14 protein-coding genes are annotated in these 13,048 nt (G+C 56.4%); 8 read left to right on the top strand and 6 right to left on the bottom strand.

Features of this window, described 5'->3' with window-relative positions; translation table 11 throughout:
- Positions 1-8: 8 nt before the first annotated feature.
- The 5 genes from DF283_RS08050 to DF283_RS08030 all read right to left on the bottom strand — a co-directional run bounded on the left by DF283_RS08050 (position 9) and on the right by DF283_RS08030 (position 4,655).
- Positions 9-458, bottom strand: coding sequence for a hypothetical protein (locus DF283_RS08050; RefSeq protein ID WP_303674245.1), 450 nt, complete (start codon positions 456-458; stop codon positions 9-11).
- A 130-nt stretch (positions 459-588) separates the two neighbouring features.
- Complete coding sequence (locus tag DF283_RS08045; protein WP_303674244.1) at positions 589-1,497, bottom strand: NAD(P)-dependent oxidoreductase; 909 nt, start codon at positions 1,495-1,497, stop codon at positions 589-591.
- A 47-nt stretch (positions 1,498-1,544) separates the two neighbouring features.
- On the bottom strand, positions 1,545-2,393 hold the full coding sequence (locus DF283_RS08040) for an MBL fold metallo-hydrolase (protein ID WP_303674243.1): 849 nt from the start codon (positions 2,391-2,393) through the stop codon (positions 1,545-1,547).
- A 77-nt stretch (positions 2,394-2,470) separates the two neighbouring features.
- Positions 2,471-3,070, bottom strand: a complete 600-nt coding sequence (locus tag DF283_RS08035; protein ID WP_303674242.1) for a type II secretion system protein — start codon at positions 3,068-3,070, stop codon at positions 2,471-2,473.
- A gap of 331 nt (positions 3,071-3,401) precedes the next feature.
- On the bottom strand, positions 3,402-4,655 hold the full coding sequence (locus DF283_RS08030) for a right-handed parallel beta-helix repeat-containing protein (protein WP_303674241.1): 1,254 nt from the start codon (positions 4,653-4,655) through the stop codon (positions 3,402-3,404).
- A 447-nt stretch (positions 4,656-5,102) separates the two neighbouring features.
- Between DF283_RS08030 and DF283_RS08025 the strand changes: the two genes are divergently transcribed.
- A complete protein-coding gene (locus DF283_RS08025; RefSeq protein ID WP_303674240.1) occupies positions 5,103-5,708 on the top strand; it encodes a DUF4149 domain-containing protein in 606 nt (201 codons plus the stop codon).
- Positions 5,709-5,711: 3 nt separating this feature from the next.
- A complete protein-coding gene (locus DF283_RS08020) occupies positions 5,712-6,608 on the top strand; it encodes a tetratricopeptide repeat protein (RefSeq protein ID WP_303674239.1) in 897 nt (298 codons plus the stop codon).
- A 63-nt stretch (positions 6,609-6,671) separates the two neighbouring features.
- Here the strand turns inward: DF283_RS08020 and DF283_RS08015 are convergent, their stop codons facing one another.
- Complete coding sequence (locus tag DF283_RS08015) at positions 6,672-7,715, bottom strand: NADP(H)-dependent aldo-keto reductase (RefSeq protein WP_443083005.1); 1,044 nt, start codon at positions 7,713-7,715, stop codon at positions 6,672-6,674.
- A 527-nt stretch (positions 7,716-8,242) separates the two neighbouring features.
- On the opposite strand from DF283_RS08015, the gene DF283_RS08010 reads away from it, so the two are divergent.
- The 6 genes from DF283_RS08010 to DF283_RS07985 all read left to right on the top strand — a co-directional run bounded on the left by DF283_RS08010 (position 8,243) and on the right by DF283_RS07985 (position 13,010).
- Positions 8,243-9,370 (top strand): CHAP domain-containing protein, encoded by a 1,128-nt coding sequence (locus DF283_RS08010; protein WP_303674237.1) that lies wholly within the window; start codon positions 8,243-8,245, stop codon positions 9,368-9,370.
- Positions 9,371-9,478: 108 nt separating this feature from the next.
- Entirely contained in the window at positions 9,479-10,507 is a 1,029-nt protein-coding gene (locus DF283_RS08005) for a phosphatidate cytidylyltransferase (protein WP_303674236.1), read from the top strand.
- Complete coding sequence (locus tag DF283_RS08000; RefSeq protein ID WP_303674235.1) at positions 10,507-10,665, top strand: hypothetical protein; 159 nt, start codon at positions 10,507-10,509, stop codon at positions 10,663-10,665. The genes DF283_RS08005 and DF283_RS08000 overlap by 1 nt, the downstream gene beginning before the upstream one ends.
- The gene (locus tag DF283_RS07995; protein WP_303674234.1) at positions 10,662-11,330 is read left to right on the top strand and encodes a lysophospholipid acyltransferase family protein; all 669 of its coding nucleotides are present in this window, start codon (positions 10,662-10,664) and stop codon (positions 11,328-11,330) included. The genes DF283_RS08000 and DF283_RS07995 overlap by 4 nt, the downstream gene beginning before the upstream one ends.
- Positions 11,323-11,976, top strand: coding sequence for a CDP-alcohol phosphatidyltransferase family protein (locus tag DF283_RS07990; protein WP_303674233.1), 654 nt, complete (start codon positions 11,323-11,325; stop codon positions 11,974-11,976). Before DF283_RS07995 ends, DF283_RS07990 begins: the two co-directional genes overlap by 8 nt.
- Positions 11,973-13,010, top strand: coding sequence for an aminotransferase class V-fold PLP-dependent enzyme (locus tag DF283_RS07985; protein WP_303674232.1), 1,038 nt, complete (start codon positions 11,973-11,975; stop codon positions 13,008-13,010). Before DF283_RS07990 ends, DF283_RS07985 begins: the two co-directional genes overlap by 4 nt.
- The last annotated feature ends 38 nt before the right edge of the window (positions 13,011-13,048 follow it).

Genomic DNA, 13,048 nt, shown 5'->3' with positions numbered 1-13,048 from the left:
TGTGCTGACTAATCCTGATCGTGATTGAGCAGCAAGCCCAGCATGGCCCCGTGAATGGCGGCTAGCGTCCCCAGAATGGGGATGAGAAACACTTTTTCGCTTTGCCCGTTAATGGCCGAAATGGTGACCGGAATGGCCGTCAGCGCAGCGGTCAACATGGCCGAGAAACAAGAGGTTTTGGCCACAGAGACCCGTTTTTTTTCTTTCAGGTGCAGGAAGCGAGAAGAGGCCATGGTGGTCTGGAAGTCAATAAAATCCGATAAAGCGGAAGAGACGGTCGGGGTGTAGGGCTGGGGCATGGATTTTGCCGTGGAAACTGGCAGGCCCCGACTGGCGACGGGTAAAGGAGCGACTGAGAAAGGGGCTCCGGGTGACGACGACCGATAAGTCCCCGCAGGCAGTGGCGCTACCGGGGATGGCAAGGTATTGGGCAAGGGAAGCATCGGCAGGGGGCCCATCGGGAAACCTCGTGACCAGCACAAAAAAATCGGAAGTACTCATACTAACGCCGGGCAATATCTTTTTTTGCCCCTGCCTGATTAATGGCTTGACTAACCGATTGGCAGGCAGCGTGGTGGAAAGCCTGCCTCAGGCGGGGGCTTGTGTCCTTTCCGGCAAGCGATCCCGGAAGGTGAGTTCCGAAACGCCCGATTTGTCCAGATCGCCCAGCCCCAGCGCCATCATGCGCTCGTACTGCTGTTTGGTGGCCGCCGCCAAGGGGAGATTCAAGCCGTAAGCCTGTCCCAGAGCCAGGGCAATGCCGCTGTCCTTGGCCGCATGGGCCGCGGAAAAATACGTGTCATGCTCCCGGTTTTGCATGTCTTCCCCGTCGGTTTCCAGCACCCGGGAATTGGCCCCGGTTTGGGAAAAGACCTGACGCACCAGATTGAGATCCAGCCCCAGCGCATGGGCCAGACCCAAGCCTTCCGCCAGCCCTGCCGTGTTGATGTTCATGACCATATTGACCAGGGCTTTGAGTTGGGCCGCCGTGCCGGGCGGGCCGGTGTAAATGCTGGAGGCGCTCAGGGCCTTCAGGATGGGTTGAGCCTCCTGATAGACGCTTTCATCGCCCGCGCACATCAGGTACAGGGTACCTGTGCGGGCCTGACTGATGCTGGAGGCCATGGGACATTCCAGGGTATTGGCGCCCACTTTCAGGGCTTGAGCATGCAGGGCAATATGCACTTCCGGGCTGATGGTGGCGCAGTTGATAAACAGTTTGCCCGCAGCGTTCATGAACAGATGATCATCCGGGTTGTGGAAAATAAAGCGCATGGCGGCGTCATCGGTGACCACGGTGATGATGACATCCGACCGATGGGTCACTTCCGAGAGACTTTGGCAGGCCGTGGCGGAAAGCTCCCGGGCCATTTCTTGGGCCAAAGCGGTGTGCGCATCGTACACGGCGACGATGGAAAAGCCTTGCTCTCTCAGACGTCGGGCCATGTTGGAGCCCATTCGGCCCACCCCCACGATGCCAATCTTTTGAAACGTCATCAGCGTGATCTCCCCTGCTGCAATACGGTTAATGCTAAACGCCCGGCTTATTTGGTTTCCGGGAAAAACGGGTTGTGGGCTTTTTCCTCACCCACCGTGGTCATGGGGCCATGGCCGGGACAAATAAGGGTTCGCTCCGGCAAGGTCAGTATTTTGGTCAGATTGTTGCGGCGGGCCTCCTGATAGGCGTAAGGGGCCCCGCCCATGGAACTGGCAAACAGGGCATCGCCCACCACCACCACCGGCTGGCTCAGGCCTTCCACCCAGTAACTCAGGCCGCCGGGGGTGTGCCCGGAGGTGCCCAGTACCCGGATGCTGAGGCTGCCCACCATCAACCCATCGCCTTCAATCAGGGGCTTGAGGCCCAGGGGGTTGTCCACCGCAGAGCCGTAACAGACGGCGGCGGGATGCTCTCCAGACAGCCGGGCCAGATCGGCCAGATGATCCATGTGGGTGTGGGTGATAAAGATTTTTTTCAGGGAGAGTCCGTTACTTTCTATAAAATCCAGCATTTGCTGGCAGTTGGCCCCCGTATCGAAGGAGGCCGCCTCGTTGCTTTGCGCGTCCCACAGCAGGTAGGCGTTGACGGTCATATCTCCGTACCAGGTGGTGAATTGCCGCAAGCCTGTCATCTGCGGCAAGGGTTCGGGTTGCCATTGGTTCTGGGCCATGGTCAGCAGGGACGGCCCGTGCAAATTCAGGGTGAAGGCCAGTTTCAGCAGCGTCGATTCGTCTACTTGTCCTTGAAAAGCGGCTTCCACCTGTTCGGTGGGTAGGCCGGTGCGTTCGGCCAACGTCTCCGTAGAGAGCTTGAGGCCTTTGCGGGCTTTGCCCAACACATCCGTAAATCCGTCTTCCAGGGGTAAAACGGCGGGAATGGTTTCGGTCATGCTCATGGGCGACTGGCTCCTCTGACACTGCGCCGCCATTGTACTATTCTTGCCCTGAGGGCTCAATGGTGTGAGTCCCTGAATTACCAGCTAAACCAGGGCGGATCAAAACTGCCCGGCCCATAAGGCCCACCCAGTGAGGTATAGCTGTTGGGGCGGGCGAAAGCCCGGGAGGTGATAAAGCCATCGTAATACAGCACCATCTGAACCGCCCTCACGGGGTTGGTGGTGCCGGAATAGCCGGGTTCCGGGTCTACAAAAAAATTAAGCATGTTGGTGGTAGCGGTGCCTCCAAATTGTGAGGGCGCATTGAATAGTATCGTTGTCCCATTCGCCAGCTTTGCGCAGGGGTATGTCGTGTTACAAGCCTGGGAGGTTGACCCCTGTACATGGTCGATGAGCGTTCCACTGGTATCCCAGGCCAGATAATTCAGGTATGGGGAAAGATCTGACACATCGGAATTACTGTTGATGCTCCCATCCAGTTTGGCTTGCTGGTAGGCTGCTGCCAGCGTTGCTGCGGCCTCTTTGACTTTAGCCACATTGGCGCTGTTTTGGGTACTGCTCAACACTTTGGGAATGGTAAAGGTGGCAATCAGCCCCAAAATGGCCAGCGAAATAAGCAACTCAGCCAGTGTAAAGCCGAATGAAGGCGGTTTGTCGCGCTTCAGGGTGCTGTGCATCAGGGATGTCCTTTTAGACAGAAGAGGGTGTTTCCCCTACAGACGATTCGTGGACGAACGCTCGCTTCCATTCGCTTATCGGCAGATGGAGGCAGGTCTTGAGAAATTACAAAAGGTCGCTTTTACATTTCTTAATACTACTCATCAACCTTATCACTCGTTTGTACCCAGCTGACATTCTGCCCGTCATAGCGGGGTTCCGAGTATTTGAGGATCAGCCAAAGCGCTACAAACAGACCGGCTGCGGACCGCCTTGACCCAGTGTCCTGCCCAAAACGGGCCGAGGAATCTGCTTCCCCAGCCCGTTCACTGCTTTTGACAAAAGTTTTCCCTAGTTACTGGCCGTGCTTTGTTGTGGCCCGTAAGGTTTTCCATCAACCTGATTGTTAAAGTAGCTGACATTACTGGAGGCTGAACTGTAGCCAATGTATTTTTTATTGGCGATGTTGCTGAGCTTGTTGCCGGTAATGGTCAGCCCCTTGATGGCCCCGTTGACCTGGGCGATGGCTGGCAGGCCACTGGTATCGCTGACCTTATCCAGGCTGTTGTTGGTAAAAGTAACGTTACTGGGGGTGAGCAGGGTGCCATCGGCGTAAGGCTCGGTGCTAAAACGAATGCCCCGACCCACCGTGTTAATCAGGTTATCGGCGATGATGAAATTATTGCCCCAGTTAAAGGACTGGCTGGCCCGGGGGTTGTTGTAGATGTTGATGGCAAATTCCTTCAGGTTTTGCAGGCTGTTACCCCGAATTTCCATATCATCGTAATTGTTGATTTCAAAAGCGTAGTGATCGCCGCCGTTGACCTTGTTGTTCAGGATCTTCACGTTTTTGGCCCCGGCGGTGCGAGAGGCGAATTTAATGGAGCCCCGCAGGTTGTAGAACACGTTGTTTTGCAAAACGTAATTGCTGCTGCCGCCATGAATTTCATCGTTGGGGGTGGTGGAAATCTGGTAGATGTTGTTGAACAGGTTATTGGTCACCACGGTGTTGAAGCTGTTCACCCCGGGCACGGGATCCCGTTCAGTGGTGGTGACCCGCAGGGCGGCGTTGCCAAAGTTATAAAAGCCATTATTCTGAACCGTTACCCCGTTGCAGGAGCCAAAATAAACCCCCTGATCCGGCCAGACCGGATCCAGACTGGCGGTAAAGGGGGTTTGTCCGTAAAACTGCATTCCACTGACCGAAAGGTTTTTGCCAAACTGAAAGTTCAGTAAATACTCTCCGGCGGTGGCGCTGTTGAAGGTTTTGTCCTTAATCAGCTTGGCCGGTTTGTTCATATCGCTCTGCAGGGCGGTATTTTCCAGGTTGCGAATGGGAATTTGACTGACCACATAGTAGTTACCGGGGGCGAATTTGACCGTCCACTGGCTGGTTTTATCACTGCGATTGATCAGGTAATTGAAGACGCCTTTGAGATCGTTGGTGGTTTCGGCAGGACTGGCCCCGGGGGTTACGTTAAGGGTTCGGTTGGGGGCATCCACCTGGTAGGCATGGGCGGGCGTCGCGGACAAGGCCATGACCGACACGGCGCAAGCCGTCAGAACGGGCAAGGAATTGGGGTGAAAAAGAGGGTTCCGAAGCATTGTTGAATTCTCTCCCTATCGTGCTGAGTGTATGGTTGAGGGCGGTTGTAAAGTCTATTGCCCGGACGGGCGCCAGATTTCAGATTGCGATGTTCAAAATAGTGGTGTTCAAACAGACGCTGGCGAGTCTTGGGCAGGCCTTGCCGGAGTGACCTTCCGGGCAAGGACAGAGCAAGCCCCCCGGCTTTGCGGAAGGAGGCTGCGCTGAAACCGTCCACGCTTTTAATCCAGAACAGCACAGATTCAAAACCGGTTTAAAAATGGATCGTGTTGAGGGCTTGTGATTTATGAGGCTTTCATCCTATCACCGCTTTTAACAGGGGGCAAACTCAACCATAGCAAGGGTTGGCGCTCAATGCGGGATTCCACTTCCGCCAAGCGGTCTGGAATCTCGTATAATGAAATGGGCGTCGGCAAGTCGTTCAGGAGAGCGCAGGAAGAATTTCAATGAGTCAACAGGCGAGTCAATCGATTAAGGGCGTCGGCATCCAGTGGGACTGGTTCCCCACAGGGACGGCATTACAAGGCATCGGGTTGGCCATCATGGCCGGTGGTATGCTGGCGCTGGGTGCTTTTACCGCTCCCACCGTGTTTCACACCCTGCCCCGTGAGGAAGCCGCTCCCCTGATGGCCCAGATTTTTACCCGCTTTGATACGGTATTGCAAATGGCCCTGGGCCTGGCTCTACTGGGAGAAGCCCTGCGTCGGGCTGCCCGGCCATCGCTGTGGATTCAGGGCCTTGGGGGCAGGTTGCGCTTGGTAATTCTGGCCTTGTTGACGGTTACTTTGCTGTACGCCACAGTGGTGGTCAATCCGCAAATTACGGAGCTGAACCGGGCCGGGGTCCAGCGAAATTTGACCACAGCCCAAGGCCAGCGGTTTGAGCGGGTTCATCGGCTTTCGGAAAATTTGTACAAGCTAGACCTGTTGCTGGTGTTACTGCTCTTGATCCTGACCCCCTTTGTGGACGCCCGCCCTCAGGAAAAATCAGACTCGAAAAAATCAGACACAAACAATTCAGACCCATCCTTACAGCCCACGGATGCCGGGTAAGATATGTTTTATCGCGTCATCAGTTTTTTGTTGTTTTTGGGGATTGTGGCTACGGTGGCCTTCAACTTTAAGGCCCTGTTGAGCTACGGTCGGGCCAACGAAATTGAGCGGGCGGCCCAAAAGGCTTTGGCGGCCCACAACTGGGAACAAGGCATCGAACTGTACGAGGCTGGTCACAAGCAATACCCGGATAACGTGGAAATTAGCATGCGACTGGCATGGTGGTACCTGAAAAACAATCAGCCCGCTCCGGCGGAAGCACTGTATCGAGGGATTTTGCGGCAGGACCCCGAACATCTGGAGGCCCGGATTGGGTTGGCCAATTTACTCAAGCAGCAGCCCAGTCGGGTTAATGAGAGTATTACCGAATTGCGTCAATCTTTGAAGCGCTATCCCCATAACCCCCGTCTGCTGGCCACTCTGGGGGGCGTTTACAAAACGGCGGCGGAAAATCCTCAGGAAACTCGGGAGTCGGTGCGAAAGTGGCTTCATACCCAAGCCCGTTATTATTTTCAGGAGTCACTAAAGTTGGATGCTGGGCAATTCCAGACTCAGTTTAATTTAGGTGTGGCCTATCAAAATCTGGGGGATGGCACCGCTGCGGCCAAAACATACTGTAAGGCCCTTCAGTTGCGCCCCGATAGCTACCAGAGCCGTTACAACCTGGGGCTGGTTCTCAGTGAGTTGAACTTTCAGGATGAGGCTTATCGTCAACTGGCCCGGGCGGTGCAAATTCTCAGTGAGCGCAACGAAATGGCCGCCGCCCAGAAGCTGGCCTTGCAGGTTCAGGCGGTGAAAAATACGGTCTTTAACAGTAATCGCCGCACCTTGAGCGACCCGGGGGTGCCCCCTTTCCTGGAAAAAGACTGCCTGTTGCAGTCCGTCTCCCCGCCGGAATAGCGGCCCAGGAGCCTGCCGCTGTCCACCGCCGGGAGCGCTGTTAGCCAAGGCCAACGCTTTGGGTTAAGGGGACGGGTTGGGGTAGCGGGTGTGAATGGCCTCGATCTCGGCCAGCAACGCAGGCGATAAGGTCAGTTCAGCGCTGTCGATGTTCTCCTGCAACTGGGCCAGACTGGTGGCTCCGATGATGTTGCTGGTCACAAAGGGCTGCTGATTGACGAAGGCCAGACACATCCGGGCCGGACTCAGGCCGTGTTTCTCAGCCAGCTCAATGTAGGCATCGGCGGCGGACAGGGCTTGCGGGTTGGAATAACGATCAAAGTAATCGCCAAACAGGGCCATGCGGGAACCAGCCGGTGTTTGCCCGTTTCGATACTTCCCGCTAAGCAGGCCAAAGGCCATGGGAGAATAGGCCAACAGACCCACCTGCTCCCGAATGGCCATTTCCGCCAGACCGATTTCAAAGGTGCGGTTCAACAAGCTGTAAGGGTTCTGGATGCTGACCACCCGGGGCAGATTCAACTGCTCGGCCACTTTTAAAAACTGGGCCACGCCCCAGGGGGTTTCGTTGGACAAACCGATTGCCCGCACTTTGCCCGCCTGCACAAATTCCTGCAGCACAGACAAGGTTTCCGCCACCGGGGTGAAGGTTTCGTCCGGTTGATGTTTATAGCCCAATTGCCCGAAAAAGTTGGTGCTGCGCTCCGGCCAGTGGAGTTGATACAGATCCAGGTAATCCGTCTGCAGACGCTTCAGGCTATCATGCAGGGCTTTTTCCATATTCTTTCGATCAAAGCGCAGGTTGCCATCCCGAATATAGGTCAGCCGCTGGGTGGGGCCGGCCACTTTGGAGGCCAACACGATTTTATCCCGGCAGCGGCGGGAGGCCAGCCAGGTGCCAATACAGGTTTCGGTAATGCCGTAGGTTTCCCCCCGAATGGGCACCGGGTACACTTCCGCCGTATCCCAGAAGTTCACCCCCCGCTCCAGGGCGAAATCCATTTGGGCGTGGGCTTCCGCTTCCGTGTTCTGCTGACCCCAGGTCATGGTGCCCAGGGCAATCACGCTGACCTTCACATCGGTGTTTCCCAATACGCGCATTTCCATGGCACAGTCCCTCGCCAGTCAACAGAATTGGGCCTATTTTATCAGGCTTGCCAGCCATTCCCTATGAGAAAAAGAAAAAGCCATGCCCGCAAACAAGAGGCATGGCAGTTCAAAACCTTGAACTAAATTGTTAAAGTCATAGTGTATATTACGCAATCCATTCAAATAATTGATAAAAATTGAAAAAACTGTAAATAATCGTTACATTTTTCAGACTGCTTTAATAAATCGCATTCCGGCAGTCTCAGGGGAATGTACAGAAAAACAGTCCCATCCCCCGTTTCAGCCCTCGGCTCTTTTTCTTGCGTTTTGGAAATCAGTATTTAAAAACCAGCACCCGCCCCTGTATGGGTGGAGCCACCTTCCACCCTCAACAGCGCTCTGAATAATTTGTCTGAATGGCTGCGCTGAAGTGAATGAATCCTCCCCCCAAGCCCAGGAATTTCCGCTACAATCAAAATCAGCCTGAAAAATTCAGCCCGAATCATTGAGTTACTGTAACCACAACCGGAACAAAGAGAGTCCAGATGAACGTCCCGACGCATGGGTGCAGCCAGCGCTGCCCAAAGCCGATTCATCTATTGGGACTGCTGGCTTTGGCAGTCATCCTTTGCGGAGAGGCTCAGGCGACCCCCCCACCGGTGCCTGCCCAGCTTCCCGATGCCAGCCCGGCCATTCAGGCATTGCAGGGACCGCCCATGCAGGCGTTACCGGGAAATACTCAACCCTCCCCACCACCCAACACCATTGCCAGCGTGCAGCTGGTGAACGACGAATTACGGCTAATCAGCCCGCCCGGCACTCAGCTACTGGTTAAAAACCGTTTTGTACTGGCCAGTCCCACCCGGCTGGTGGTGGATATCGATCAAAGCCTGCTCCCGGAGAAAGCCATTCAACTGCCCAGTGGCAATTTAGGCCCCATGCCCTACACCACCATCCGGCTGGGGCAGTTTGATGCCACCACCGTGCGACTGGTCATTGAGTCGCCGCAGGCGGATAAACTGAATATCAGCCTGGGACGAGGCACCAACCACGTCCTGCGGGTTTATGCCCCGGAAGCGCCCGGACGGGCCAGTCGTTTTTTTCATCGCATGTTTGGCCGCCCGGCGTCTCCACCGCCCCAGTTGGCCTATACCGGCCCCATCAGCCCCTACAGCCCCAGACCAGACGTCCCCCCCACCTTTGGCCCGCCTCCGGTTTCCTATCAGGCCACCCCGCTTAACCGCATGAAAATTGTGGACGTGGCCCGCTCCCAGTTGGGCATCAGCAAGGCGGAAGCCAGGGATTACGTCAACAACACCTACAGTATGGGGAAAGATCAGGCCTGGTGCGCCGATTTCGTATCCACCGTGCTGAACTGGGCCGGGGGCTCTCCCTGGGGGCACACCTCGCTGGTGCGAGATATTTATGACTGGGGGCTGACCCACCAACGCCTCAAGCCGTTCCCGGAACCGGGCGACATCGCCATCTTTCGCTTTGGCGTATCCGGTTTTGATCACACCGCCATTGTGGAAAGCCTTCTGCCAGACCAGAGTTTCACCACCATTGGCGGCAACGAGGGCACCCGATCCGGGAACGCCCCCGGCGGCATGGTGCAGCGCAACCGTTACCCGGTGGGCGATCCCCGCATCATCGGCTATATCGCCCCCCTTTAGTATTGTCTTCAGTAGTTTGCAAACCGCTTTGCCCGGCGCCACAGTGCATTGAGACAGCCGAACCCCTCAGGGCGTATAATAAAATCTGTAGAGGCAGGTGAGGGCCGTTTGCGCTGGCAGGCAAATACCGCTCTCGCCCTGTGGCATTTTGCCTTCGTCGTAGTGGTTACCGGCCTGGAAAGCACCATAAAGGAAAGCACCGCACAGATGTGGCCGTTTTTGGAAACCCTGACCGTGGGAAACCCTCACTTTAACGTACTGGCCTTTTACACGGCGCTGGTGCTATCCCTGTATGCCATTCTGGGGGCCTTCATCTGGTTAAAACCGCTGGAAGTGGCCAAAAAGCCCTACCTGACCTGGGCCATCATGATCCCTCTGCTGATGCTGCCCCTGTGGCTGGGCCCGGTGTTCTGGATTCTCACCGTGCTGCTGATTTCCATTTACGGCTTCAAGGAATTCGCCAAAGGCACCGGACTGTACGCACAAAAAGCGCATTGCCTGACCGTCTATGTTGTCATGATCGCCATGGCCGTCTGTGCCATGATCAACGATTACGGCCTGTTTATGGTGGCCCCCATCTGGGGGGTGGTGGCCCTGAGCACCATTCCCGTCTTCCAGAATCGTTTTGAAAACGCCATCCAGAATATGGCCCTGTCCGTGGTGGGGCTGGTTTATTTTGGGTGGTTTTTAGGGCATCTGGGCTTTCTGGTGCGTTCCGAATACGGGTTGGGCTATCTGCTGTTTGTGCTGATTTTTACCCAGTTCAACGACGCCATGTGCTTTTTGTGGGGCAAGCTCTTCGGCAAAACCCATTTTACGGCCATCTCCCCCAAAAAGACTATTGAAGGCTCCGTGCTGGCACTGCTCAGTAGTATGGTTATCGCCTTTTTGAACTGGCCCATCGCGTTTCCGCATTTTGAATGGTGGCTGGTGGCCATGGCCGGATTTGCGGTCAGTTTTGGCGGCCAGATGGGCGATTTGGTCATGTCCACCTTCAAACGGGATTTGGGAGTGAAGGACTTCGGCACCCTGTTACCCGGTCACGGGGGCATTCTGGATCGGGTGGACAGTCTGGTGTGGGTGTCGCCCCTGTTTTTCCACATGGCCCGTTACTTTCATTCCGGGTTTGGCTGCTAATGGGGAACGTTCGGGAAGCCAGCGTGACGGACCGCTATCGGGTGGAGACCCCCAATCCGGTCACCCACGCCGTGCGGCGGGTCATCCTGAAGCAAACCGAGCATGGCCCACCCCTGCGGCCCGAACCCCTCATCCACCGACCGGGGGCCCCGTTGTGAAATTTGAGTATCAGCGCACCCGGGACTTTGGGCAACCCCTGCGGCAACGGCTGGGGAACTATCCCCGCGTCCCCGATTTAAGCTGGGACTTTTTGCGCTGGCTGGGCAGCTGGCTGAGTGTATTGTTCATTCGTACCCAATTCCCCTTAAGCGTGGTGGGGCGCTTGCCAGACAGCGATCGGCTGGCCATTGTGGCCAACCATCAATCCCACCTGGATACGGCCACCCTGTTGGCCGCCCTGCCCTACGCCCGCAGACAACAAACCGTGGTGCTGGCCGCTCAGGATTACTTTTTCAACAACGCCCCCAAAGCCATGGCCGCTTCCCTGCTCTGTCAGGCCGTAGCCTTTGATCGACTTCACTGGACCGCCGTGCGGGCCTGGTATCAGCACCTCAAAAATCTGGAGCGGGGCTGGTTGCTGTTTTATCCCAGTGGCAGTCGGCATTCTACAAGCATACAGGCCGGATTATTGAAGATACTGCTGAAAGAAGGCTGGCAGATTCTGCCCGCCCGACTGGAAGGGGCCGATGCGGCCTGGCCCAGCCATGCCCCTCTGTGGCGTCCCTTTCGTCGTTTAAAAGTTACTTTTTATGAGCCTTTTCAAGGGCATGACATAGACTGTTTAATAGAGAAACTGGAACGAGAGTTGTACCCGCATGAGTAAGCAAGCCCCCGCCGATCCCGTCATCAAGCCCGATTTGGGCTTGTACCAGACCAAGTACCTGTTACGCAAGGTGCTACGCACCCTCCCGGGCATTGGCAAACTCTCCCCCAATTTGCTTTCCATCGCCGGGTTGGGACCGGGACTGCTGGCTGCCGTGTTTTTGTTTGAGGGCGAGTGGCTGGGGGCCCTGCTGAGCATTGCCGGACGCATGATCATCAATACCCTGGACGGGCTGGTGGCCGAAGAGTTCGATAAAAAAACGCACATCGGCGGCTACCTGAACCGCCTGCCCGGCGAGTTCACCGACGTCCTGATTGTATTGGCCCTGTACCCGCATGCCCCCATGCACTGGATACTGCCCCTGATCATCCTGACCGGCTGGGTGCAAGTATTCGGATTGCTAGGGCTGGCCGCCGGGGGCTCCACCCAGTCCGTGGGCCCCTGTGGGCAAACCGATCGCCTGGCCATTTTAATGCTGGGCTGCCTGCTGGCCCTTTTTAAGGTAAACGTCTGGCCGACATTGGTTCCCCTGATGTGCGCCGGGTGCGCCCTGACCATTGGCCTGCGGGTTTATCGTTCCATTCGGGAAATTTACGGTCTGGATCTGAGTGCGGCTTCCTCCCAAACAACGGGCTCTCCCCAATGATTTACATGAACTACGCGGGTATGGCCCCGTTACGCTTCGGCGCTTACCTGAACGGCCTGCTGGCCCCGGAACTGTTCGGTAATGTCCGCCTGCCCCAGTGGTTTGCCCAGGCGGAACGCTTGCGGGATAAAGTGGCCCACTGGCTGGGCTGCCACGCCGATCAGGTGGCCTTTGTGCCCTCTACCAGCATGGCCTTGTACAGCGCCGCTTACAGCCTGAACTGGCAACCGGGCGATGGGGTGCTTTACAACCCCCACGATTTTCCGGCCAACGTGCTGCCCTGGGAAAAACTGGCCCGCTTCGGGGTGAACCCGGTGGCCGTGGACAACTGGCAGGAGTCCTGGCCCAGCCGCACCCGCATGGTTAGCATCTCCAGCGTCAATTACGCCACCGGCATCGAGCAACCCTGGCGAGAGGTGATTCTGCAAGCGCAGGCCCGGAGCATCTGGACCTGCGTAGACGCCATTCAATCGGCGGGGGTGCTGCCCAGCTGGCACCCGGATATTGATTTCTGGTGCGCGGGCACCCAAAAATGGCTGGTCTCCGGCACCGGTCTGGCCATTTTGGTGCTGAGCCCCCGGGTGCTGAAGCAGTTACAGCCGCCGTTTCCCAACTGGCTGAGCCTGAAAGAAACGGGCAAAGTAGACTCGGGATTGCTGGAGACCGCCCGGGCCTGGGAATGCGGCTGGATCAGTCAGGCGGCCCTGGCCCGACTGGAGAGTAATCTGGATTATTTTTCCAAAGTCGGCTGGGAAAGCATTACGGAAAAAGTCAAACAGCGCCGCAACTACCTGCATGAGCGTCTGCTGGATATGGGCTGGCACGTGGTTTCCTGCCCCAAGCGCTGGTCCGGCATTGTGTCCATCGATCCGGGGCCGGGGCGGGCGGAACTACTGGTGAAAAACGCCCAAAGTCGCAAAATTATCGTCACCCAGCGGGGCGATTACGTGCGGCTGTCTCCCCATGTCTTTAACCCCATGGGACAGCTTAAAACCGTGACTCAATGGCTGGCAGAGAGTTATACGGCCCTCTAACGGCGGGGCCCCGATTCAGGAATTTTTTAAAAGATTTT

This window comes from Vampirovibrio chlorellavorus (assembly GCF_003149375.1).
Lineage (GTDB): Bacteria > Cyanobacteriota > Vampirovibrionia > Vampirovibrionales > Vampirovibrionaceae > Vampirovibrio > Vampirovibrio chlorellavorus_B.
The sequence above is the reverse complement of the archived record's forward strand: the minus strand, read 5'-3'. Positions and strand labels throughout refer to the sequence as shown.

What these genes read in the sequence shown, in the direction of transcription:
- DF283_RS08050 (WP_303674245.1), bottom strand. Translation starts at nt 458, where the DNA reads ATGGGCCCCCTGCCGATGCTTCCCTTGCCCAATACCTTGCCATCCCCG.
- DF283_RS08045 (WP_303674244.1), bottom strand. Translation starts at nt 1,497, where the DNA reads ATGACGTTTCAAAAGATTGGCATCGTGGGGGTGGGCCGAATGGGCTCC.
- DF283_RS08040 (WP_303674243.1), bottom strand. Translation starts at nt 2,393, where the DNA reads ATGAGCATGACCGAAACCATTCCCGCCGTTTTACCCCTGGAAGACGGA.
- DF283_RS08035 (WP_303674242.1), bottom strand. Translation starts at nt 3,070, where the DNA reads ATGCACAGCACCCTGAAGCGCGACAAACCGCCTTCATTCGGCTTTACA.
- DF283_RS08030 (WP_303674241.1), bottom strand. Translation starts at nt 4,655, where the DNA reads ATGCTTCGGAACCCTCTTTTTCACCCCAATTCCTTGCCCGTTCTGACG.
- DF283_RS08025 (WP_303674240.1), top strand. Translation starts at nt 5,103, where the DNA reads ATGAGTCAACAGGCGAGTCAATCGATTAAGGGCGTCGGCATCCAGTGG.
- DF283_RS08020 (WP_303674239.1), top strand. Translation starts at nt 5,712, where the DNA reads ATGTTTTATCGCGTCATCAGTTTTTTGTTGTTTTTGGGGATTGTGGCT.
- DF283_RS08015 (WP_443083005.1), bottom strand. Translation starts at nt 7,715, where the DNA reads ATGGAAATGCGCGTATTGGGAAACACCGATGTGAAGGTCAGCGTGATT.
- DF283_RS08010 (WP_303674237.1), top strand. Translation starts at nt 8,243, where the DNA reads ATGAACGTCCCGACGCATGGGTGCAGCCAGCGCTGCCCAAAGCCGATT.
- DF283_RS08000 (WP_303674235.1), top strand. Translation starts at nt 10,507, where the DNA reads ATGGGGAACGTTCGGGAAGCCAGCGTGACGGACCGCTATCGGGTGGAG.
- DF283_RS07990 (WP_303674233.1), top strand. Translation starts at nt 11,323, where the DNA reads ATGAGTAAGCAAGCCCCCGCCGATCCCGTCATCAAGCCCGATTTGGGC.
- DF283_RS07985 (WP_303674232.1), top strand. Translation starts at nt 11,973, where the DNA reads ATGATTTACATGAACTACGCGGGTATGGCCCCGTTACGCTTCGGCGCT.